The organism is Pseudomonas sp. AGC41 (assembly GCF_057334555.1).
Genome location: NZ_JBHFJB010000028.1, coordinates 26,852 through 50,329 on the forward strand (window position 1 = coordinate 26,852; position 23,478 = coordinate 50,329).

At 54.5% G+C, this 23,478-nt stretch carries 18 protein-coding genes and 1 tRNA gene; 10 read left to right on the forward strand and 9 right to left on the reverse strand.

The features are described from left to right. Positions 1–2 precede the first annotated feature (2 nt). The 4 genes from uvrC (at position 3) to ACE04F_RS04845 (ending at position 4,622) form a co-directional block, all read left to right on the forward strand. On the forward strand, positions 3–1,826 hold the full coding sequence (gene uvrC, locus ACE04F_RS04830; protein ID WP_486105265.1) for an excinuclease ABC subunit UvrC: 1,824 nt from the start codon (positions 3–5) through the stop codon (positions 1,824–1,826). 32 nt (positions 1,827–1,858) lie between these two features. Next, positions 1,859–2,419 (forward strand): CDP-diacylglycerol--glycerol-3-phosphate 3-phosphatidyltransferase, encoded by a 561-nt coding sequence (pgsA, locus tag ACE04F_RS04835; protein WP_030141409.1) that lies wholly within the window; start codon positions 1,859–1,861, stop codon positions 2,417–2,419. Positions 2,420–2,482: 63 nt separating this feature from the next. Continuing rightward, positions 2,483–2,558 (forward strand) — tRNA-Gly (locus ACE04F_RS04840). 222 nt (positions 2,559–2,780) lie between these two features. Further along, the gene (locus ACE04F_RS04845) at positions 2,781–4,622 is read left to right on the forward strand and encodes a tyrosine-type recombinase/integrase (RefSeq protein WP_486105266.1); all 1,842 of its coding nucleotides are present in this window, start codon (positions 2,781–2,783) and stop codon (positions 4,620–4,622) included. A 250-nt stretch (positions 4,623–4,872) separates the two neighbouring features. On the opposite strand, the gene ACE04F_RS04850 is transcribed toward ACE04F_RS04845, so the two are convergent. Beyond that, complete coding sequence (locus tag ACE04F_RS04850; RefSeq protein WP_486105267.1) at positions 4,873–6,390, reverse strand: phosphorylase family protein; 1,518 nt, start codon at positions 6,388–6,390, stop codon at positions 4,873–4,875. Positions 6,391–6,441: 51 nt separating this feature from the next. Then, positions 6,442–7,260: a helix-turn-helix transcriptional regulator gene (locus ACE04F_RS04855; RefSeq protein WP_486105268.1), complete on the reverse strand. Its 819-nt coding sequence runs from the start codon at positions 7,258–7,260 to the stop codon at positions 6,442–6,444. Positions 7,261–7,599: 339 nt separating this feature from the next. Here ACE04F_RS04855 and ACE04F_RS04860 point away from each other — a divergent pair, with 339 nt between their 5' ends. From ACE04F_RS04860 to ACE04F_RS04875, 4 genes are all read left to right on the forward strand, one after another. After that, complete coding sequence (locus tag ACE04F_RS04860) at positions 7,600–8,544, forward strand: CBASS oligonucleotide cyclase (protein ID WP_486105269.1); 945 nt, start codon at positions 7,600–7,602, stop codon at positions 8,542–8,544. Beyond that, positions 8,541–9,032 (forward strand): HORMA-1 domain-containing protein, encoded by a 492-nt coding sequence (locus ACE04F_RS04865; RefSeq protein ID WP_486105270.1) that lies wholly within the window; start codon positions 8,541–8,543, stop codon positions 9,030–9,032. Before ACE04F_RS04860 ends, ACE04F_RS04865 begins: the two co-directional genes overlap by 4 nt. Further along, complete coding sequence (locus tag ACE04F_RS04870; protein WP_486105271.1) at positions 9,029–9,925, forward strand: AAA family ATPase; 897 nt, start codon at positions 9,029–9,031, stop codon at positions 9,923–9,925. The genes ACE04F_RS04865 and ACE04F_RS04870 overlap by 4 nt, the downstream gene beginning before the upstream one ends. A 137-nt stretch (positions 9,926–10,062) precedes the next feature. Then, positions 10,063–10,617: a 3'-5' exonuclease gene (locus ACE04F_RS04875; protein ID WP_486105272.1), complete on the forward strand. Its 555-nt coding sequence runs from the start codon at positions 10,063–10,065 to the stop codon at positions 10,615–10,617. Positions 10,618–10,829: 212 nt separating this feature from the next. Here the strand turns inward: ACE04F_RS04875 and ACE04F_RS04880 are convergent, their stop codons facing one another. Further along, on the reverse strand, positions 10,830–11,831 hold the full coding sequence (locus ACE04F_RS04880) for a hypothetical protein (protein ID WP_486105273.1): 1,002 nt from the start codon (positions 11,829–11,831) through the stop codon (positions 10,830–10,832). 103 nt (positions 11,832–11,934) lie between these two features. Then, positions 11,935–12,678: an abortive infection family protein gene (locus tag ACE04F_RS04885; RefSeq protein ID WP_486105274.1), complete on the reverse strand. Its 744-nt coding sequence runs from the start codon at positions 12,676–12,678 to the stop codon at positions 11,935–11,937. A gap of 704 nt (positions 12,679–13,382) precedes the next feature. On the opposite strand from ACE04F_RS04885, the gene ACE04F_RS04890 reads away from it, so the two are divergent. Continuing rightward, a complete protein-coding gene (locus tag ACE04F_RS04890; protein WP_486105275.1) occupies positions 13,383–14,732 on the forward strand; it encodes a hypothetical protein in 1,350 nt (449 codons plus the stop codon). Between the two features lie 285 nt (positions 14,733–15,017). Here ACE04F_RS04890 and ACE04F_RS04895 read toward each other — a convergent pair whose 3' ends face one another. The 3 genes from ACE04F_RS04895 to mobH form a co-directional block, all read right to left on the reverse strand. Beyond that, positions 15,018–16,916 carry a UvrD-helicase domain-containing protein gene (locus tag ACE04F_RS04895; RefSeq protein WP_486105276.1) on the reverse strand — a complete coding sequence of 633 codons (1,899 nt, stop codon included), beginning with the start codon at positions 16,914–16,916 and terminating at the stop codon, positions 15,018–15,020. Then, positions 16,913–19,249 (reverse strand): ATP-dependent nuclease, encoded by a 2,337-nt coding sequence (locus ACE04F_RS04900; RefSeq protein ID WP_486105277.1) that lies wholly within the window; start codon positions 19,247–19,249, stop codon positions 16,913–16,915. Before ACE04F_RS04900 ends, ACE04F_RS04895 begins: the two co-directional genes overlap by 4 nt. Before the next feature lie 278 nt (positions 19,250–19,527). Beyond that, positions 19,528–21,252, reverse strand: coding sequence for a MobH family relaxase (mobH, locus tag ACE04F_RS04905; protein WP_486105344.1), 1,725 nt, complete (start codon positions 21,250–21,252; stop codon positions 19,528–19,530). A 231-nt stretch (positions 21,253–21,483) separates the two neighbouring features. Here mobH and ACE04F_RS04910 point away from each other — a divergent pair, with 231 nt between their 5' ends. Beyond that, positions 21,484–21,678: a DUF7740 domain-containing protein gene (locus ACE04F_RS04910; RefSeq protein WP_025214500.1), complete on the forward strand. Its 195-nt coding sequence runs from the start codon at positions 21,484–21,486 to the stop codon at positions 21,676–21,678. A 187-nt stretch (positions 21,679–21,865) separates the two neighbouring features. On the opposite strand, the gene ACE04F_RS04915 is transcribed toward ACE04F_RS04910, so the two are convergent. Both ACE04F_RS04915 and ACE04F_RS04920 read right to left on the reverse strand, forming a co-directional pair. Beyond that, complete coding sequence (locus tag ACE04F_RS04915) at positions 21,866–22,774, reverse strand: ArdC family protein (protein ID WP_486105278.1); 909 nt, start codon at positions 22,772–22,774, stop codon at positions 21,866–21,868. Between the two features lie 132 nt (positions 22,775–22,906). Further along, a complete protein-coding gene (locus ACE04F_RS04920) occupies positions 22,907–23,236 on the reverse strand; it encodes a hypothetical protein (RefSeq protein WP_486105279.1) in 330 nt (109 codons plus the stop codon). Positions 23,237–23,478 lie beyond the last annotated feature (242 nt).

Consider the following 23,478-nt stretch of genomic DNA (forward strand, 5'->3'; position numbering starts at 1 on the left):
CAATGACCGAACTGTTTGATCCCAGCGCTTTCCTGTCCACCTGCAGCGGTCGCCCTGGCGTGTACCGCATGTTCGACAGCGACGCGCGCCTGCTTTATGTCGGCAAGGCCAAGAATCTCAAGAAGCGCCTGGCCAGTTATTTCCGCAAGACCGGCCTCGCGCCGAAGACCGCGGCCCTGGTGGGGCGCATTGCGCAGATCGAGACCACCATCACCGCCAACGAAACAGAAGCACTGCTACTTGAGCAGACGCTGATCAAGGAATGGCGTCCGCCCTATAACATCCTGCTGCGCGACGACAAGTCCTACCCGTACGTGTTCCTGTCCGATGGGGCGTTTCCGCGCCTGAGCATTCATCGCGGGGCCAAAAAGGCCAAGGGGCGGTATTTCGGTCCTTACCCCAGCGCCGGGGCCATTCGTGAAAGCCTGAGCCTGCTGCAGAAAACCTTCTTCGTTCGCCAGTGCGAGGACAGCTACTACAAGAACCGCACCCGGCCGTGCCTGCAATACCAGATCAAGCGCTGCAAGGCCCCATGTGTCGGGCTCGTGGAGCCCGAGATCTACGCCGAAGACGTGCGTCACTCGGTGATGTTCCTGGAAGGGCGCAGCAACGCGCTGACCGACGAATTGTCGGCGGCGATGGAAGAAGCATCGATCAATCTCGAATTCGAACGCGCCGCCGAGCTGCGCGACCAGATCGGGCTGCTGCGCCGTGTGCAAGACCAGCAAAGCATGGAAGGCGGCAGCGGTGATGTCGACGTCGTTGCGGCGTTCATCAACCCCGGCGGCGCCTGCGTCCACCTGATCAGCGTGCGCGGCGGCCGCGTTTTGGGTAGCAAGAACTTTTTCCCCCAAGTGGGTATCGAGGAAGACGTGGCCGAAGTCATGGCAGCCTTCCTCGGGCAGTACTACATCAGCAGCCCGGAACGCGACTTGCCCAGCGAGTTGATCGTCAACGTGGTGCATGAAGACTTCCCAGCCCTGATCGAGGCCATCGACAAGCTCCGCGGTCGCGAACTGACCATCAGCCACCGCGTACGCGGCACCCGGGCGCGCTGGCAGCAGCTGGCCGTGACCAACGCCGAACAGGCCCTCGGTGCGCGCTTGGCCAACCGTCAGCACGTGGCGGCGCGATTCGAAGCGCTTGCCGACGTTCTTAACCTGGACGAACCACCGCAGCGACTGGAGTGCTACGACATCAGTCATTCCAGCGGTGAGGCGACGGTTGCCTCCTGCGTGGTATTCGGTCCGGAGGGGCCTATCAAGTCCGATTACCGCCGTTACAACATTGAAGGCGTTACCCCGGGCGATGACTATGCAGCGATGCACCAGGCACTGATGCGGCGCTTCGGCAAGCTGAAGGACGGTGAGGGCAAGTTGCCGGACATCCTGTTGGTGGACGGTGGCAAGGGCCAGTTGTCCATGGCTCGAGACGTGCTCAATGAATTGTCGGTTCCGGACCTGATACTGCTGGGGGTGGCCAAGGGCGCCACGCGCAAGGCCGGTTTCGAGACCCTTTACCTGAACGATGCGGCTCATGAGTTCACCCTGAAGGGAGACTCGCCAGCGCTGCACCTGATCCAGCAGATCCGCGACGAAGCCCACCGCTTCGCGATCACCGGCCACCGTGCCCGGCGTGGCAAGACCCGCCGTACGTCTACGCTGGAAGGCGTGGCGGGGGTTGGACCGACGCGCCGGCGCGACCTGTTGAAACATTTTGGTGGCTTGCAGGAGCTGTCTCGTGCCAGCATCGAAGAGATAGCCAAAGCACCCGGTATCAGTAAAAAGCTCGCAGAGTCGATTTATGCGAACCTGCATAGCGAGTAGAATGCCCGTCAACCTCGTAGCCAGTTGTGCCGATGAATATCCCAAATCTGATTACCGTTCTACGCGTCCTGCTCATCCCGATCTTCATATTGCTGTTCTATTTGCCGTACCACTGGAGCTACGTGGCCTCCGCCTCGGTCTTCGCCTTCGCCGCCGCAACAGACTGGCTCGACGGCTACCTGGCCCGCCGCCTGGAGCAGAGCACGCCATTTGGCGCATTTCTCGACCCGGTGGCCGACAAGCTGATGGTCGCGGTGGCGCTGGTGCTGCTGGTGCAGGAACACGGCAACCTCTGGCTGACCTTGCCGGCAGCGGTGATCATCGGACGCGAAATCGTCGTATCGGCCCTTCGTGAATGGATGGCCGAACTGGGCGCCCGTGCCCAGGTTGCGGTATCGAACCTGGGCAAATGGAAAACCGCCGCCCAAATGCTGGCTCTGGTTATCCTGTTGGCGAACCCCTCGGACTTCAGCTTCTGGGTGCTGTTGGGTTACGCATTGCTGCTGGTGTCCGCAGGCCTGACATTGTGGTCGATGGTCCAATACCTGCGCGCCGCCTGGCCGCACCTGCGCACCGACGTTGATCCGAAATAAAACTTTTTTGAATCAAAGGGTTGACGGCGTGTTTTGAATCTATAGAATGCGCCACACCAAGACGCGGGAATAGCTCAGTTGGTAGAGCACGACCTTGCCAAGGTCGGGGTCGCGAGTTCGAGTCTCGTTTCCCGCTCCAAATATTGCGCTACAGAGTTCCACTGAATTCTGTAAGTAATTGAAATCAGGGCCTTTAGGCCCTTTTTTCGTTCCAGCGGGAACCACTGAAATCCAGCACTATCCGGTGCGTTTAAGTCCAGAATTGAGTCCAGGATTCTGACGAGCACTGAATCGGTTAAATGCTGGAGCAGATTGTGTAGCGAGATGAGCATCTGGCCCTGACTCTGTTCAGGAGCTCGCGATGGCACTCTCAGAAATGACAGTTCGGCATGCCCGAATCACTGGTAACGACTACACCCTCGGTGACAGTGATGGTCTCACACTCAACGTGACGGCCAGAGGTGGAAAAGTCTGGCTCTTCCGCTACTACTGGGCGGGCAAGCAGAAGCGCATGTCCTTGGGTTGTTACCCGCAAATTTCCCTCAAAGATGCACGTACTCGACGTGACGAGGCGCGCGCCTTGGTTGCCCAGGGCATCAATCCCTATGAGCATCGTAAACAACAGCGACTTGCTGTTCATGCTGCTAAGGAGCACACCTTCGAGGCCGTGTTCAATCAGTGGGTAGCGTTCCGCAGGCTAAGCCTGAAGGAAGGGCGCCAGAGCACGCTCTCGCAGATCTTGAGAATCTTCAATAAGGACGTCCTGCCCACGCTGGGCGGACGCTCCATCTACGATATCAATCGTCACGATCTATTGGATTTGCTGAGCAGGATCGAACAGCGCAAGGCCTTAACAACCGCCGAAAAATGCCGGACCTGGTTCAACCAATTGTTCCGCTATGCGCTGGTGAAGATCGAGGGGCTGGAACACAACCCAGCTTCAGACCTTGATGTAGTTGCACTCCCCAAACCTCCGGTTACGCACAATCCATTTCTTCGTATGGACGAGCTCCCGGGATTGATGGTTGCTCTTCGAAATTACGGCGGTGCCAACCAAACTCGGCTTGGCCTTCGGTTGTTGTTGCTGACAGGTGTCCGCACGGGCGAATTGCGCTTGGCCACACCCGACCAGTTCGATCTGGAGAAGCGCTTGTGGGTGATACCCGCGGAGGTGGTGAAACAGCTCCAGCTAGCCATGCGAAAGCCAGGTAAGCAAATCCAAAATGTACCGCCTTATATCGTACCGTTGTCGGTTCAGGCGCTGGAGATCGTGCGTTACTTGCTGGACCAGGTTGTCCCTGCGCAGCGCTACCTGTTTGCACATCGAAGTGATCTAAGCAAACGCATCAGCGAGAACACGCTGAATGGCGCGTTACGCCGTATGGGGTACGCCGATCAACTCACCGGTCATGGGATGAGGGCGACGATCTCGACGGCGTTGAACGAGATCGGATACCCGAAGGTGTGGGTGGATGCTCAGCTTTCTCATGCTGATCCGGATAAGGTGAGTGCGGCTTACAACCACGCGGAGTACGTTGAACAGCGCCGGACCATGATGCAGGACTGGGCGAACCGCCTGGATCTGTGGGGGCAGGGCCAGCTGAAAGCGGCAAGCTCACCGCTTACCATCCGATTGGAAGGGGCCGCTTCGCTGCCGTCACTTGAAAACGTGAGAGCAAATTCCATTCAGTTCAACGGCAACTTTCCAGTGGCAACGGTCTCGGTGCCCAAGGCTTCGGTTAACGACGAGTCGGATCTTGTCGTGTCGCATCAGTCGCCTGTCGTACCTCTTTCGGTGACGACTGAAAAACCGCATAAATCTCACGTGTCTGACATCCAGCGCGAACGTGCTGAGATGCTGGCCACCTATGAGGCTTCGAGTAATTTGCCGCTGCTTGTCTTCGCCAAATTGGCAGGCAAATCCCGAGATCAGATCAACCGTGATATCAAGGCTCGACGCCTTCTGTCCCTGAGCCTGGGGAATCGTGGTCAGCGCATTCCAGATTGGCAGCTTGATCCATTGCGACACAAGTTGGTACTTGCTGCGTTAGCGCGGTTTCCGGATGTTGATGGGTGGAGGCTCTATCGGACGGTCTGTGAGCCTCATGAGCGACTTAAGGGTCGTTCGCCAATTGATGTACTTACTCTGGAGAATTTCGACGTGACTGTGCGAGTCGTTTTCAGTGCGCTGGGTTTAAGCTGAGGTGCTGTTTTCGTGCGGTGATGGCGGATGTCGCTGCTTGCTTGGGATCATCCTTGCGCGCTGCCCCTGGGTGGCGCGGACTTCACAATTCGCCTGTGAGTTTTCACCTTAGTCGAACTGACGTTTGATTACGCGAAACGGGTATAACATCTCAAGGCGAGCAGGGCACAAGAGGGCGTGCGGGGGTCGCCTGAGAAGCACCTATAGAGAATGCTTCAAGTTTGAACACCGCCGCCCAATTATGATTAGCTTATCTTCGGCTCCACCCGTGTGTGGCGTAATCAAGAGTCACAATGGCAGCAGCTTCCGAAGCCACCTTGTGGAAGGTGTTGTCCTTGGTCGTGTCGCCGTAATCGCTGATTCCGCGGACGACCAATACAGGCACGTTCTGCTTTTCGCAGGCATCGAATACCCCGTAAGCTTCCATCTCAGCTACCAGTGCTTTTTCGTGAATGCCTTGGAAGCCTTCGAAGACCTCTGGGTCTCGAACGAGCAGTTCGCCGGAGGCAATGGTTGCTGGCGATACCATTAGCCTTGCTGCAACTTCCCCCGCGACGGACTCTGCCGGAATCGTGAAGCCCAGCTTTTCTGCACGCTCCTGCAGGCGAGCAGGCAGAGATGTGGTTGCGAAGTAAGCATTGAGATCTTGCTGGGTAGAAAGCCCGGGGCGTTGCATCTCTGGCCGTAGCGCAATCTTGCCCCCAGCGTGCGCTGCTGCCCCTTCGTAGTACACGACGCGCTCGGACAAAATGACTTCGCCGAGGCTCAATTTTTTACGACGTCCGCCCGCGATCCCCATCATCAGGACCTTTTTGGGGTTCAGCTCTGACAACAGAAGTGTGGTGATGCCGCTTGCATTGACGTTGCCTGCGTTGCCAAGAGAGGCAACTACACATGAAAGAGGGCCATCCGCTCGCTGTATGGTTACGGGCCAGAAATGAATGCCATTTTTGGAATAGCGTGCAGGTACATCCTCGCCGATACCGAACACTTTCTTCGCAGCGGCGAGCTCAATGGCGATGGCCGTGATAACCAGAAGATCTGGAGAGCGTGCTGCCTCCTTGGCCTCGATTTCCGCCAGGAAAAGTCCAACGGAAAGGTCTGCCAGCTTGTCCAAGCCGTAGAGCGGCTCCTGCAGAGACATGCTGTCCAGGCGCCCCTTCACCTGCTCGCCAGTGAAGTGGAACATTGTAAGAGGCTCCTTGAAGAAGGTATCACGCAGACCGCGTGCGCCTTCGCCATCTTCGCTGAAGCCACCGAGCTGCAGGTCAAATGGCAGCACGGGAAGCTTCCGTCTGCGCATCTTGCGGGCTCGGTCGGAAACTCCCTTACCACCGCCCAGGGCAATCATCGCAGTGGCCACTTCCACTTGCTCATCACCGATATTTCCGCCGGTGACCAAGTCATCCTCGACGTAGATGATTTCTGCGAAATTTTCAGCAGAGAGCCGGCGTATGAGTGTGCGCTGCTCGAGAGTCATTTTTTCGCGCATGGCCAGTTGGGAGGTAATGATCTTCAACTGTCGAGCGGGGGCGTAACCAGCCAACAACTTCTCCGCCTCGTAGGCCACCGTCCAATCGAAGGTCAGTGCATCTCCAGCGCCATTGGTGGGTAGACCAGCTAGGTAGACGACCAGGCCACCCTTTGCGGTCAGGACGCTTTTGGTCACCGCGCGGGTGAAGTCGTGCGCGAGGTCGATCGGGGCCTTCTCTGCCTTCTTGGAGATGCTGCCTGCAATTAGAATGAATTCATTTTCAAGGTTTGCCATCGTGACAGTTCCGGTAGCTGAGGTGTTGAGTGTTGGCTGATTTTTTAGGTGTTATGACTTAAGCAACGTCTGGATTTCATCCTTGTTTTTCAGGGCGACCTGAACAACCTCGGGCTTCTGACCTGCCTGATCATCAGTCAGGTTAAGCTGAAACATGAGGTAGAGAAGGAGTGCTTGTCGGCACTCAATGTGCATTTCACCGCTCTCCATTAGGTAATCACTTTCGATCAGTTGGCGCTTAGCGGGGCTGAGATCTGGATGTGCGGTAAGTACGACATCAACGATGGTGTTCCAGGCAGTGTCCTCCGAAGCTCGCTCCCGGTCGGCCCCCATGTACTTGCAGCGCTTGATTCGCGTGAGTGAGAAGTCTCGAAAGCCTTTGCGCTTGTGACAGTAAGCTCGGGCATGCCAGCGATTACCGTCATGTACCAAGGCGTGTGGGGACAGATTTCTCTCGCTGCCTTCAGGGTCGGTCATGGATTGATAGGTGACCTCAACATAACCCGCCTCGCGAATCGCGCGCAGAATCTCGCCGACTACATCGGCATTGAGCCGACGACCTAGCCGAGGTACTGCAGCAACTGGGGACTGCCAACCCAAAAAGCTCCCATATGGCACCTCTGGCTGAACAGCTACCCGTAACAGATCTTCTAGATAGCGCTCGACGGCACTGGACTGGAAGAGGGGCTTGAACGCCTCGGTTGCTCGGTAAACCCGGGCACGGGTGTCGTACTCCAGATTGTTCTCAGCAAGCTTCGTGTATTCAGTGATGTCCAGGGACGCCTGAGGCACGGAAATCCCGAAGAAGTTAGTGAGGCTGCTTCTGTTGATCTGCCCATCCCATCGCAGTCGGTAGTCGATGAACTCCAAGCGACGCTCCTGTCCCCAACGTGCTCCTTGCCGTCCCTTGCTGGTGGGTTGGTCGTCCGTGGGTGTGGACTCGGTTGTCATGATCGACCTCATAGCGTATAAAAACTAGACTGCATATAAAAAATATGCGTATAGTAATCATACGCTAGCAAGCTGCAAGGCGCAATTTTCTCCTTGGGCTTCGGATAGCGAGGAGGGAGAGGTGACCTACAGCGAGCCGTAAGAGCGATTGGGGCCTGATGCTCGAATCGCCGCGCCATCTCATCCGTCGGCATGTGGTGTAGCTGCTGGTAGGAAGGCTGTTGCGACTAACACAACATCTCTAGGAGGGAATGGCACATGCCACTCACCAACACACAAATCAAGTATTACGACAGTAACGTGCTGCGCCTGCCGAAGGATAAGCGGGAGACCTACAACGCACAGGTCGATCGTCTGATTGCTGCGCTGAAGGAAAGTCTGAAGACACAGGATAAAATCACCATCAAGAAGGTGGTGAAGGCAGGCTCGTTCGCCAAGCACACCATCCTTCGGCCGAATTCCCAAAACCCCGCCGACGTTGACGTGGTTTTCTACATCAGCGGCCAGAAGGTAGATGAAGAAACTTTCGCCACCTTGAGCCAGAAAATCTATGACGCCCTGATCAAGCTGTACCCCAACAAGTCAGTTGAAGACTTTGAAATCCAGCGCAAGGCAGCGAAGGTTACCTTCGTGGGGACTGGGCTGGAGGTCGATATCGTTCCAGTCATCGAAAACCCAAGCAAAGATGGCTATGGCTGGCAGTTCGACCGCATCGACGGGACAAAGACGGAAACCTGTGCACCTTGCCAGGTGAAGTTCGTGAAGGATCGCAAGGACGAAGACCCCGACTTCCGCACCCTTGTTCGTCTGGCTAAGCGCTGGCGTACCTGGAAGGAGTGCCCGCTTAAGTCCTTCCACATTGAGCTCATCATGGCTCACGTGCTCGAAGTGAAAGGGAAGACCGGCACGCTGGAGAAGCGCTTCCGTGACTTCCTCCTCTACATCGCGGACTCGGGCCTCAAGGAAGTCATCAAGTTCCCTGAAAACGGCCGAGTGCCCGAATTCTCTGATCCGGTCGTAATCATCGATCCGGTATGCGACACGAACAATGTCGCGAGCCGCATCACCGAGGAAGAGCGCCAGGAGATCGTCCAGATTGCTGAGGAGTCATGGGAGACCGCGCACTTCGCATCGGTGGAGGACGACTTCGAGATTTGGAAAGAGCTGTTCGGTAAGGGCTTCAAAGTCGAGGACGCAGCATGAGCTACAGCGCCACTCAAACTACCACCTACACCACCACTGACATTGAAGCAGTCGTACGACGTATCACTGCCGACCTCCTGATGATCGCCTCGAGCAGCGAAGCTGTAACTGAAGCCAAGGCACGAGAATGGGCCTATGACGTCGAGCTCCTGGCCAAGAACGGCTACCTGAAATTTGCGGATCTCACCCTGCTGAGCAACGGCGTTGAGCAAAAGGCCACTCGGTACTACGTCAACGAGTCTGGCTCCTTGGCCAATCAGCGTCCAGGTGATGCCCGCTGGCCGAAAATTCCGGGTGCCCACCTGCGTATCATTCTGTCCTACAACGACAGTTACACCCAGCAAGCCCGGGAGAAAATGTCTGGCAAGTTGAAAATCAACTGGACGACCTCCTACGACGACATCAGCCACTCACAGCTCACCCAGAGTGGTGGTCGCGAATACTCCAGCAACGGCTACGGTATGGAACGAAAGGACTACACCCGATGAGCAACAATAGCGTATTTGACTCGGCGATTGAATTGCCGGAAGCCCAGCTGACTGAGCGTGAGAAAGTGTTGCTCGGGTTTAAGGGCCGCTACGAGCGTGTGCAGAACCAGCTCCAGCTGCTGCTAAATCAGGGCCAATTGTCTGAGTGGAGCAAGGTGCACCATAAACGTGTACTGCCGATCTGCAATCTGGTTGCCGACCAGTACCCTCTCGTGATCTTTCATGGCGACGTTGGTACCGGGAAAACTGCAACAGCGGAATGCATTGCCAACCGTATTGTCCGCGATTCGCGCGCTGAGGATTCCGTCCTGTTCAAACTGAGTAACCGTGTTCGTGGTTCCGGCAAGGTCGGTGAGATGGGCACACTGCTGACCCAGGCTTTTGCAGAAGTTATCGAAGCAGCTGGTAAAAAGCGCCGGGCGATTCTTATCATCGACGAAGGCGACTCGATTGCAGCTTCCCGCTCGCAGAGCCAGAGTCACCACGAGGATAAAGTGGCGGTGAATACCTTGATCCAAGGTGTGGACGAACTGCGAAAATATGGCGGTCGGATCGTGATGATTTTGTGCACTAACCGGCTTTCCGTCTTGGACGCGGCACTTCGTCGTCGAGCAGCCATCGTTGAAGAGTTCACCCGCCCAGATGCAACTGAGCGGAAAGAGCTGTTCAGCATGGATCTGGTAGGCATGGAGCTTACGGACAAGCAACTCTCCGAGCTGGCAGCCGTCACTGGAGAGCGGAATGGTCAACCAGCATGGACATACTCCGATATCCGAACTCGTCTCTACCCGACTGCAATGGCTAAAGCCTTCCCAGATCGGCCGCTGAGCTACAAGGACTTGACCGACTCGATTCTTGCGATGCGTCCGTCTCCGGTCATGGAAGATAAGTAGACGACCTGGTTGTTTTATCGGCTAGAAAATGGGGGATGCGGGGCGACCGATCCCATCGCTAATCTTTCTCAGAGCTTCGATTACTGGTAATGGGAAACCATGGTTTCCAGCCAGGCACCTGCTCAAACGGAGTAATTATGAAAGGCGACAATGAAATCTTCATCTCGGTCGACATCGAGGCATCAGGTCCAATTCCTGGTAAGTACAGCATGCTGTCCATCGGCGCATGTGTCGCTTCGAACCCAGCTGAGCGTTTTTCATGCTATCTGAAGCCTATCTCAGATGAGTTTGTGCCAGCGGCTCTGGAGGTCACGGGACTGTCCTTGGAGAAGATGCGCAAAGAGGGGCTGGAGCCTGTTGAGGCGATGTCTCAGTTTAAGACCTGGGTGGAGTCACTGGCGGGCTCTGACCAGTCGATAGTGTTCGTGGGTTTCAATGCATCATTCGATTGGAGCTTTGTGAATTACTATTTCCATCAGTTCCTCGGCGAGAACCCTTTCGGTATCGCGGCGTTGGATATCAAATCAATGTTCTTTGGTACCTCTCAATGCACTTGGAAGTCGACCCGCTCAAGCGAAATTGAGAAGGTTGTGAATCCTGAAAGCTCAGGCAATCACGATGCCTTGGACGACGCAGTTTACCAGGCGGAGTTGTTCAACCTCATTCGAGAAAGGATCGTGACTGGTAAGTAGATGTTGAAGAAACGAAAACCGGGCAGTTTGGATAGTGCCGCCTGGTCTCATGGCCACGTTGCTGAACGGCCGCTTCAACTCAAAGCGGCCGTTCGCGCTCATCTGCAAGGCGGCATGTACTGATGGCATCCGTGCCAAGCATCGGCACTGCTACGAGACATGCCAATCCATCAACCGCGACAGCTCGGGATCAAAGATTGATAGGATGGTTTCTACTCCCCCCTTGGGATCTGGCTCATGATCCTTTTAAAATCAAAGCTGCGAATACGGCACTCCTCGAGCAGTTCGGCAAAGTGTTTCATGTAAAGCATCGCATTGGCTTCTGAGGGCTTTGGTCTTCCGATGAGTACAATCGAAAGCATATTCTCAACCACTCTTTTTCCATGGGTGATCAGCTCATGATCGTTCCAATACTGCATGTAACGCCGTCGGCGATACGCCAACTCCACAACATCTTGAAGAGACTTCGGCAATAGAGCCGGTTTCTGGACATGCTCAAAGCGAAGCCTAGTGGGGTCGTTGGTTTGTACATAATTGTGCCCTTGTGAGAATGCCCAATCACGCAGGAATTCTCCGATCCCTTTTTCGATTAGATGGTGTCGATGCGCGTTGAAATCATTACTTATGACAAATGTGGGCACCACAGGTGCATCCGTGTTACGCAACCTATACGTAGTCTGGACAAGGATGACGAAATCAATCTCCGAAAATCTAGCGGGTTCCTTTCCATCACCTGTCAGGCGAAAACTGAACCTATCGACGAGCTGAGAGATGGGTATGCTTTCGACAGACTCATTAAGAACTAGGGCCACCCCAGGGGTATCAGGGTCTAAGCCCAGCAGCTTCTTGGATGAGGCGATCTGTCGCTTGGCATTCCTCAGTACCCCTTCGATCATACGAGTAGCTCTTGAAAAGATATTAAAGAGATGTGATTCGCCGCCAGGCGTGCACTTGATTGCAGCCTCCAAATCGTAGGCCCCGAAAATCAGCGGAAATTCCGGAGACTCCATTATCGGCTTAGCGCCTTCCAAGATCTTGTTCTTGGGGTCGATGTCTAGCGTCTTCATCTCCACGACCGCTTGCCGGTCGAAGAACAAATAGTCAGCAATTTTAACGCCTGGCGGCTGTGGCACATGACCATCCAAAGGAGTCACATGTGCTTGGCTTTCCAAGAAGCGTTGCATACGCTGCTCGATGCCGCTTTCTTTATCCATTCGACCCTCATACGTCGGGAAGGCAAGCCAATCTGCCGGCTATTCCAAACCGATCGTCTGCTTCTTAACTTGCCCAAGCTGCAACCCAATTGTGCTATATCTCTCACTGACCGCACTTAGCTTCCCACGTTGCTAGCAGAAACAGAGCCATGGAACCAGCAAGGTTAACTGCCAGTTCAGCGTGACGGGGAGCGGCTTTAGCACCACTTTTACCTTTCCCATGAGCATCGCTGAGGCGGTTTCGCAACGCTCCCAAGCCTTCGACGACAGCTGTGCAGCCTCCCAAGATTTGCTTGAACACAACCTCTTCATGCTGTGCTTTTGTGAGGTTAAGAAGCGAGGCAGTTTGCTTGTAGAGCTTGTTAAGGTCGGGAGTCGTTTCGTACTCGCTCTTACCAGCTTCATCCAGGATATGTTTGCAGACGGATTCCAAGAGCGTTCGGGACATGGTGATAGCACCCTCGGGATCCGAAGCGCGACGTTCAAGTGCTTTAATCCATGCTATGCGGACGTGCTCAGCGTCAAAGCGATTCATCGCCTCCGACACAACCGCGTCTGACGGATGTACGTCTTTAGATTCTGCGAATTCGACCAGTTTTCTGAACTCATCCCAGATGAATGTCCTGCGCTCAGCGTAGGAAGGAAACTTCGGCTGAATGAAGCCCCAAAACTGATCCAAGTTCCGGTGGCGCTTCACCCAAGCCGGAACGAGTGAAGCCGCACGCGGGTCGTCAAGCACGCCCTGCCGGTAGAGCTGGTAATCCCGCTCATCATCGTTGTTACCGTTGCCTGTCGCACGATTGATGAAGATCGATTGCAAGGCGTCAACATCATCTATTAGGGACACAGTCTTTTCACCTCCCTGTCTGAAGACTTGGATTGTGAATCTATATAGCAGTAATCCCGGCCAGTAGCTGCCTCCGCTTAGTAAGGTAACTGAAGTAGCCGGCGGATATGCTCCGGCCTAACGGGGAAAATGTATCTGAACGCGTGGGGCGGGCAGCTCTAGGAGCACGAATTGGTCGTGCAGGGCGAGTGCTCCTACTAGCGGCTCTATGACTGGTGTCGAGCGTTTCCCAAGAGCGGCGGGACGAGCCCTATCACTCGACGAACCAAATATCTCAGAGCCTTCAGCCTCGCCAGGCCCGCGGCATCTTTGACGATGTGGATGCATGATAATCGATACCCCAATTTTTGCCCCGCTCGCACCTGGTGCACGAGCAACCGCGAAGGGAGATTTCTGGCAGATTCCCGTATGGCACTGGCTGGTTTTCAGTAAATAGGCAGCGTGTGCAAACCAGGCGTGCTCAGTGTCGAGCGCTACATCCATAGCCAATGTCATCCATGGAGCCCTCGGGATTGAGCACTTTTTCACCGCTCGGCATGCGCTGAGGATTTTCTTGTGATTCGCTTGTTTCATTAGCTTGCTTCCGGGCTGAGGTAGCTTCCGCCCTCTGTGCCAGTGCTTGGCTGAGAGAGGTCGGGACGGTTTTGCGCTTAGCTTGGATGAGCTAGAATTGATAGTTTTTAGCCTGCTTACAGAGTGTCGAAATGGAACATCAGTCTGAGATTTCTCATCTTACCGATGAACAAGTTGAGGAGCTGTATCGGCGATACGTAGCTGGTGAGCGAAATTTAGATCTTGTTGCTGAATATAAGATTGAAATCTCTCCAAACAGCTTGATCAAAGTATTTCCCCCGCTGCAGTTGAATGGTGTTTCCTGTCCTCACTGTGATCTGCAAATGTATGAGCGGAGAAAGAGCAAAAGTGATATTGCATCGGGAGATACAGTAGGTTTTTGCAAGGAATGCGATCACAAGTTCTACGTGGTCCGTTCTCGAGGCCGGCAGAGGCGCTGTGCGTGTGGTCCATGTGTGATAGTTCAAGCACAAGAGCAAGCGGAAAGAGAAAGATCGCTTCGTGAAAAAATTTTCCAATACTGGCAGCTTCGTGTTGGCGATGCAATTCCGTATGAGCAGTTGGATATTCAAGAAAAAGTCTATCTCCTGGCATTGGTGAACGCGCAAGCGGACCTCAATCTCTCAATCGTCAAATCTGTCGCTGAACGCATGAGAGATATTTGGTTTGCTCCGTCAGAAAGCCTCGAAAATGAAATTCTGGTTCTACTTTATAGGCGCCGGATTATCGCTGTAGACCCTGAGTCACCTATCACAGCGTTCGACTCCGAAAACGTCGAGTCGGCACGGGTCATAGGCGTGAGGTGGATCATCAACGTCACTCTTGGTGACGCGCGAAGGTCTTCCATAGAGGATGTGCAGAGGAAAATTGTTAAAGATTTCTCACTCCCGCCAGTAGACTTTGATGCCCATCAGTTGAATACGGTGGCAACGAGTATTCTGACTGAACAGGCCATACGGCAAATTCGCTATCAATGTGATCGTTATTCTCTGCCATTTACTGCTGAAAAGAAGGGTAGAGATGTTATTGGCACGCTTCTGCTAAATTATAGCTTGGCTGTGGTGTGTTATTTTGCGTATTTGGCTGTCCGTAGAGCCAATGACTATTATTTGGATGCTAGAGTTAGCAAGACACAGGCATCAAATATAATACCTGGAAGAATGCAGGAGTATGGTATTAAAGCAGAGAGCGAGGCTTGGGATCTGGCGGCAAAACGGTATCTCACGGGCGATCCAAGATCCGAGCTTAATAAAGTGGTCTTCGATCTGGTTTTGCGAGCTCAGGATGGAGGTTCTTACAAAAAAGTGGATGAGTATTTCTCGTTTGTTTCTAAGGTCGATACTCCAACGATTGCATCTGTTTTTAGTTGTCCTGTTTGTGGTTCGAATGCGGTGCATGCGAGCGTTAAAGAAAACTGCATTTTTGTCGATTGTAAAGATTGTATATCGAGATCCCCAGTTATCCTAACAGCGCAGAGTTGAGCATCTCCTCGATTGGGGCATTCGAGAGACAGAAGCCCCAGGATGTCATAGGTACTTCCTGAGTGTCGTAGCAGTCCCCGTCACAGGATAGATGCGCCTGCAACAGGCAAAAAATCAAACTAACTCAATTTCGACCGGCAGAGGGCAACGATGGGCCGAAAAAACACTCAATGTGGTAAGTAGGTTTCTATCTGGTGGTAGCCGTGACTGAGTCACACCAGCTGGAAATCCGACCTTTTCAACAGAGTCGGCCATACTGTCGTTCGCCAGCGGCAGGATCCGGCGCTAAGACAGAGCGGCTTCCAAAGCCTCCTCATCCACAATGTCGTCAGACTCGAAGATGCCGGTTTCGGCAATTTTTTCTCGAGCGTTTTCAATGTCCTGCACGAACATGACAACAGCGAGATCCCTCGTCGCTCGGGAGCAACACACGTAGAAAAGCCTTCTGGTGCGATCCATCACGCTATCCTTGCCCAGTGCAAGGTTTTCCAGATCAGTATCTGAGGGCTCCATAATGCCGAAGTATTTTTCGTAGGAGAACTGCCTTTGCCCTCTGCCTTCTTCGTCATCTATGAGCACCAAAACGCGTTCGAATTCCGCCCCCTTCACTCCCTGCTGGGTCGCAAACGGTGAAAGATCTTCGAGGTAGTGACGATAGCCAGCCAATTCACCGACACCGCAACGTAGGAAAGCCGACACGGCGGGGATCTCAGGATCATCATCGTAGGCTGTGTGGTCTAGGCCCAGGTATTTTGTCCACGCTTCGTCCAGTTGTAGCAGACCTGCCGCCTGGGAGTGAGCGAGCACGTCCTGCAGCAATGCATCGCTCGAAAAAATTAGTCTGGCCAACTCTGTTGTGGATGCTTGCAATGCCCGAAGCACCGCTACCGGATCGCTACCGACCAGAGCCGTTGGCTGCAGTAACGGACATTCCGAACGCAGGAAAGTCATGACGTCGAGCCTTCGGTTTTCTGAAACCGCCGTTGCCAAGGGTAGCAAGTAATTCAGAAACGGCCGCAGCGGCCATGCGGTGCCGTCCTTAAGGCCCTCCTTGATGGACGGTGGTGCATCGTTGTCATTCAAAGCCGCGTAAAGATTCGGAAAGCCCAGCCTCGCTGCCGCCATCCGATGCACGACAACCAAAACCCTGAAGTCAGCGGCAGGCTCATCACTTACCCAATGATCGTCATCGTTCGTACGCCGCATCCATTCACGAACTTTAGCCAGCTTCATTGAGCGATGGTCATCTGCTCTCAGTAGGAAGAATCGAACAGATCCCATAACAGGTTCAGGATTGCCGTCGACCCAGTTCATCCGGCCTCGTGTTTGAGACAAACCGTCATCGGGCTCCCGGATAGCATTCACTACCTGGAGCACTCGCTGCGGACACCTGAAATTTTCTGGCTTGGTGATTTGCTCCCAGCCTGCGGCCGTCTCAATGATTCCAGCACCTTCAAGGTAGATTTTTTGCATCGGATCGCCAAAAAATCCGAGGCAGAACTCCACAGGAGTCGTCTCGGCGATCCTTCTAAATGCAGCCACTACTTCCGGACGCGTGTCTTGGCTTTCATCAATGAAAAGGACTGGATACCTGCTGGCGATGACATCACGAAGCAACTGGCTCTGCTCGATTAGCTCGACCGCCGCCGAAATAACGTCGAAGTGCCCGAGTACACCTCGCCCGAAATCGCTTCCGGCGCCGTAGTTAAAATGAGTCAAATGCCTTACGGCCTCAAGGTGACGCTGGTAACGCGCGATATCTGTCACGAGCCGCTCACGAGTTGCTGCTCGAGTCCTAGGCTTGTCGTGATGCTGCTGCGCCTCGGCGATTTTCTCGTGGATCCTTGCGATGACCCAAGCCTTCAAGTTCACTTGGAATGGCCTGATTACCGTCCACAGAAAACTATGAATTGTCGAAACATGGAAGAGCGGATCATTACCTACGTCCCCCCAGATCTCTTTGACCGCTACTTCAGTGTAGGTAATGCAAGCGACTCTCTGACCACGCACGTTGAGCTTTAGTCTTCGCGTTTGGCCGAGGTGCGCAAGGGCCTTTACCAGCGACGTCGTCTTTCCAGAACCCGCGCCAGCAACCATGACAAAGCTGCGTTGAGGACGCTGGTCCAAGCACATGCGCAATTCGATGTCTGCTTGAGTATCCGGTTGACCGATACGTGCAGTCATACCTCACCGCCATTGAGAGGATCCTCAGCCGCAGCTACTACAGGCGGTGGTGGGGCGACCAGATCCTCCAACCAACGAAGACCGTCCGAAATGTAATTTGGCACCGCCCATGCCGACGGCTCCTGCGCCAGCAGGCCGAGAGCGAAATCAGTTTTACGAAAACTTGAGCTTTTGACCTTGCGGTAAAGGCGCTCCGCTATACCTGCGATGTCCAGATTATTGGAACCCTTGATACGAAGGCCGAGATCCTTTCGTTCCAGGTGCTGCGTCCAAGTTAGATTTTGCAGTGCAAACGCTTCCTCCAACGTCCTGCCTGTCCTAACTTGAGTCGCTCCGTCCCACACCACTTCTACTGGTGTTTGGTAAACAACGCGTACAAGGGCGCCGCCTTCTTCGTCTCGGAGTTGAGTCCGTTGTTCGGCAGTCGCAGCCAGCAGATCGTCAATCGTGGTGCGCGCAGGCAGCCACTTGATCAACGTCTGGTTTGAAGTAAGAGCTCCGGCTTCATGAACCATGCACGCCTTACGCCCTGTACGTCTTGCTTCATCCTCCTCAGCGTCTTCATTGTCGTCAGGCTCCGCATCCGCTGGATCCTCATCAGCTGGCAACTCGCCGTTCGCAGGTAAAACGCCCGCTGCGGGCGGCGAAACACTGTCTATGTCGGTAACGATCAGGGAAGTGAGCCCTAAGTATTCAATGAGGCCTTTGAATCGATAGCCGAACGCACCGCCTACCTCTAAAACGCTCAAGTAGTTCGACTGAAGCCGAGGTGCAGCCTTAGCAATCATTTGTGGCATCAGGAGACGCTCGACGTTCCCCTCGACCAAAATGGCCGCATCAGCGAAGAACAGGTCGCAGTGAGTTAGCCTGAGGTATCGTTCAAGGAAATCCCTGGTGCGGTCATTTGGTTCGTTAGGATCTACAGCCGCCTCATAAAAAGCCGCCATGCTGAGGACTTGGGATTGCTGTATGCCGGCATCCGCTACTCGCCTGAAATATCGAATAGGCTTAAAGCCTCGCTCATAAAGGACGTGAGGCGAGTGCGTCGAGACTACAAGCTGGCTGGTGCAATAGGAGGCGTCCTCCTCGGGCACCGCGAGGATATCTAACACCTTTCGAATGAATACCTGCTGTAGCTGAGCATGAAGATGTGCCTCCGGCTCTTCAATGAAGATCAAGTGCAGCGGTGGGCGATTTTCCTCAATATCCAGCCATCGACCGTGGACATCGAGCAGCTCAACTACCATATAAATCAGGTTCTTGAAACCCAGACCGTTGTACCTGTCAGGCAAGGTAGCCGTGACCTCTGCCGCTCCGACAGCGCCGAGCGCGTAGTGAACACGTGCCCCCTCATGGCTACTCAGGATCGTCGCAGGGTTCAATGCGGTCTTGATCAGCAGCCGAGGGTTATTGACCCCCGGATAACCCAGATCGGCCAAGCGCTCCAACGTGGGGCCGAAAACACGTTCCAAATGGTCATTAAGCAGACTCTCGGACTGGTATAGCGCACGCTGAGTATCATAGTCCTCGCCACGTTTCTCAAGGTTCCGTTCATAGAAACGACTCAAACAGCGGGAGAGGTCTTCGGATCGAGATCCAGCATTGGAGTCGGACAGGTGGCGCTGGGCATGCAAACAGTCGACCTTTACTAGGCTAGCCAGTACGTCCCTGCCACTTCGCCCCTTATCTGGAACCAGTCGTAGAGGCGTGTACCCATCACGCTGTTTAAACCCGGCGTCAAATCCGGCAGTATCGAGTATGTAGTACCGCAATTCCAAATCACGCCGAAGCCTTTCACCTACGGTGTCTGCAATGAAGTCACAAAGGTCACGCGGTCGCGGGTCGTACCTATCCTGGGCAGAGGCTAATTCCACGTCTCCCTGCGCAACGCCTTCCCCAGCTGGCTGTAGCTGAGCGCGACGAGCGCTGGCTCTTGCTTCTTGGAAACTGCTTCTTAGGAGGCCAGCATCTGCTGCTGCGAGCTCCACTCGAATCCCAACCCGGCTACCTTGCCATTCCAGGCTGGGTAGCAGATCTACCACTCGATGCAGGTCGGCCGGCGTGACGCAAAACCAGATGTCAATGGAGATGGTTGGTAGTTCGACGCCGTCCGCCCCCTCTCCGAAAGCGTTGATGGCATCCCAGCACTCTGAGCTGAAATCATGGAGGGTAAATCGATCCTTGGAAGCTGAGGTAAAAAGCTGCAAAGCGTGCGCCGCAGATGTTTTACCGCTGTTGTTGGCCCCGACGAATATTGAAATATTGGCTGCCAGATCGATGCGAGTGTCCTTCAGGCGACGGAAATTACGCACCCAAACGGTCTCAATATGCATATCACTTCGCTCCCTGAAGATAGTATTTTTGAATACTGAATGAGTCGCTTCCAATTTCCTAGACACGCCTAGGTGATTTAGTTGGGTGCTCATGCCCTGTGAACAATGTCTGTTTCTTGTCGATTATGGCCTATTGTGAAGAACTGCGTTCGTCCCAGGGTGCCGTCGACGAAAAGAAGGGAAGCGCCTCGAGAGGAATAATAGAGGGGTAAAGCAGGGAGTCCGAATTCAAGAGTCAATTCTGCGTTTCGATCCCTCACCAACGGTGTCAGTGAAATTTAATCTTTTTTGATTTTAAGAAACGGATTATCGAGTGGCATCAATTCAAAAAATAGCTTGGGATCCTCAACCAAGTAGCCCTTCAGGGTTGTTTTCTTTCTAGGGCCTTGCACTTGGCATGCCCAGATATTCAGACCGTTGTCTCGCTTCCTATGAACCCTCAGCTTCTCGAACTGCTTTTGCACCCAGCGCCATGCCTCAACCTCCTGATCTGAACCCTGCGAAACGCCTGGAAACTCCTGCGCATAGCGTTGGAAGAGACCTGGCGTGACCAAAAAAACGCTGCCACCTACCGTGTGGATTTTGGCCTTGCTGTCGTTGATGATCAGTTTGTGGCTGAGAATGCCTTCCTTGACCCAATTCAGGAATGCCTGGCCTGGGTTATCCGATTGAACCGTTGAAGTTTCGATAGCACTTTCTGACAGAGCGTCACTGGCCTCAGGCTCTTCCAACTCGAACATGTCCAGCAGCGTGCCGAGGTAATCGACATCCTCTAGTACCATGGCATCCGGCTGCGGCTGGCTTTGATCTGATTTAGTCCTGACTGTATCGGGCACTGGTGTTGGTAGCGGGGTGTCAGATGAGCGTTCATGCGCCACAATGCTCACCATTCCGCTGAACGCCTCAGGCCGGTCTTCGTTCCCCCAGATCAACGCCGGTTGAAGGCGTAGAAAGGTAAAGCTTTGCTGCCAGTCTCCCTGTATCACTTGCGCAGTCCAGATGGCTTTGCCTTCCGGTGTGGACTCCACCAATCCATGCGATTGCAGCTCGTCAAACACCGCGAGATTGGACGAGGGAATGCCTTCAATCGATTGCGACAGCAGGTAGGCTCGCAGCTTGTCTGTGACAACCTTGCTGACTAGCCATAGTGCGTCGTGCGTCAGCCATCCTGCGGCACCTGGCTGGTTGAGTTTCAGTTCGTGCTGAACCAGATGACGCAGTCCGCTGATTAAGTGATGTTGCAGTGAATGAATGGGTGCTTGCAGCGCCTTGCTTGGGTTGCCACCGATGTTCTGCGCAGTGGAAAAGCGGTCGGCCTGCATCACCAATTCACCGAGCACGCCAGCACGTTCGTACTGGCCGGCCAGGACATACAGCAGGCTGGCCCACATCGTAGGAAATCCACTGAGCCAATCGAGGATTGAGCGGTCGAGAATCTGGGTGTAGAGCAAGCCCGCGGCCGCGCCGTGCAGGTGGTAGTCGCGACCCTTGAGGTAGCGAAAACGGTAGGGCTGATCCAGGGATCCCTGCCAAGGATGCCAGACACGGCCATCCTGGCGTCCGACCAGCAGGTCCACGGCGATCTTGCCGATGTCATGCAACAGGGCGCCGTAGGCGATGCCAGCGGACCAGGCGTCGGTTTGGGCTGCTTGGTCTTCGGGCGCAGCGCCCATGGGAAGCAGATACGACTGACGCAGTTTCAAACTGCAAGCGACCAGTTCCAGTCCATGGTCTAGCATGCCGCCAAGATAAGCGTGGTGGTGCGTCTCGCTGGCTGGAAGCTGCTGGACCAGCTCGGCGTAGCGATGGATCGGATTTAAATAGAGCTGGCTGAATTGCGGATGGGAGAGGGCGGTGTACTGCCAAATGCGATCAAGCAATTGGCGGCGATGCTCGGCTGCTAACAAGCTCTGGGACGATTCGATAGGCAGATACCCATCGGCGACGTTTAAGGTCGGTGGCGGAGGAGGCTTTTGCCTTTTGTGCCGAAACAGACTGAGCATCATGGTCCTCCCGGAAACTGGCAGAGTCAGTGGCCTTTTAGCCTTTTCGGATAGGGCTCTTACCCTTGACTCCCCATTCCCTTCCAACCCTTACCGGTCCTTTTGACGCGTTTCCTTTTGTGCGGCAATCGGAATATCGATTTGTCCTGGTGCCGTTTTGTTGGATGCGCATGCTGGTACGAAAACGGAAAGTGTCGGTACACTGCGGTGCGAATTTTTTCGGGTCTTGTCATGAATCTCACTGACGCCACGCTCGTGCTGCTGCTCGCGGCACGTATCCATGGGACAGACGAAGCCGTCAGGGCCTCGGCGAAGAGCGTGGTCAAGAAGCTGCCGCGCAGCAAACGTGATCTGATCTACAAGGTGATCGACAGCCGAAGTCCACTCGAGCTGGTGGATTACCTGGCGGAGAATCTGGATACGTAACGGCGCACTGCGGTTACGGGATTACTTCATGTTCTTTGCGTCAGAGCTCCGCAGTGTGGGAGTTTTTCTGGGTGTAGAAAAAGGGTCCAACTCGTGTTGGACCCTATGAAGCGTTGTAGCGGTGAGGTGACGATCAAGCTCCGTCGTTCACGCATCGCGAGTCATCCATTCCCGCCTGCTTCCGTTGCTACTCCAGGTTGAGCACAAACTCCGAAGCGCATCGGGCCTGGCCACTGGCGCGGAAAATCGCGCGGTTGTCAGCCTTGAGCAGGCCGAGCCAGGAGTCGATGTAGCCCTCGTGCCTCAGCTCTCCCTGAATGCCGGCATAAGCACATAAAAAAGCAGCACCCATTTCGGCGATCAACTCTTCAAATGCATAGCCTGGCGAGCCAAATGGACACGGTGAGGTCACGCCTTCGCGCTGCAGTCGAGAGTGGTGGCCGGTCCAGTGCGTCAGCTCGTGAAGTGCAGTGGCGTAGTACCCACCTTGATCGTGGAACTGCGATTTTGTCGGCAGTTGGATGAGATCCCTGATCGCGTGGTAAAAGGCTTCGTCGGCAAATCGATGGATGATATTTGCGCCCGAGCTTAACAACAGATTTTCCGCAGCGTCGTTGGGGAAGAAGGGATCGCTCGATTCCGTCTCGAGCACGGTTTCGTTGAGCGTTTCGAGCCCCTCCGTTTGCTCGATGTTGAACAGAAAATGCGTCCTGAGAATGCCAAAGTGAGCGACCTTGGGCTGACCGTTTTCATCGAGTACGGGTTGGCCTGAGTCGGTCTGTTCCTCGCGCTCCATCGGCTTGTAGAGCACTGCCAGTGTGCTGCGCTCACCCTTACGGATGTGTCCACCGGCTTTTTTGGCTTGGTTGAAGGTGAGCCAACGATCTTGAGTGAACCCCTGCAACCTGGCCTCGGCCCATAGCAACGGTAAATTGATGCCCGAATAGGGACGCTGTGTGACGGCGTTGATGGGATAGGGCTGGTGATGGCCGACGTCAGCTGAGCCACTTGAGGACCAGGGTTTGATCCAAGGGGCTACGCCTTGGTCCAACGCGGAAACAATTTTGTCAGTTACGTCTTGGTAGATATTACGCATGGCATTCTCCTCAAGAGAAAACGGAGGAACGCCTTGCCCGTCGGGGAGGGTTCCCCGGTGGGTGTTGATTGGATTGGTGCAGGACTGCGTATAGCCTGAGTTGGATCAGTGGCCGGGTATGGGCGTTTGCGTTTAGCGTTGCTGCTCTTCCGCAAGCGCTATCAGTAAGGCGTTAGGTTGGTCTGATGCCTGAAGTAGGCTGAGGCTCAGTCGCAGCAATGGTTCATGTTCGGCATCACTCACTGAGCCGAACTTGGCTATCTCGAACACCACGTAGGGGGCGTTTGGATCGGCCAGGTGAGCTTTGAAGGCTGCGCGTATGACGTTGCTCAGCCTATCGAGCTGCAGCTTTTCAGGATGACTTGAACCATCGAGCGATACTGCGTGTTGCCACGCGTCTGGAGTGAACACAACGGGCAAGCGCAGGGTGTTCAGTGCTTCGCTTGTGAGTGAGTCGGACATGGTGTGCCTCCGTTGATAGTGCGAAGAAACCTGTCCCATAGGGGAAATAATTTCCCCGCAGTGGGTTGAAGAAAGCAAGAAGGTTTGGGACGAGCCGAGCTCGAAAGGCGCTCGGGAGAGCAGTAGGCGTTCATCACCAGTGAAACGTGACCGTACGAGCCACCGAACGCTAATCGCACTTGGGGGAACCATCACCGGAGTGACGTAGCTTTGAAGGCTCTGGCTACCTGGGAAGGTGCTGT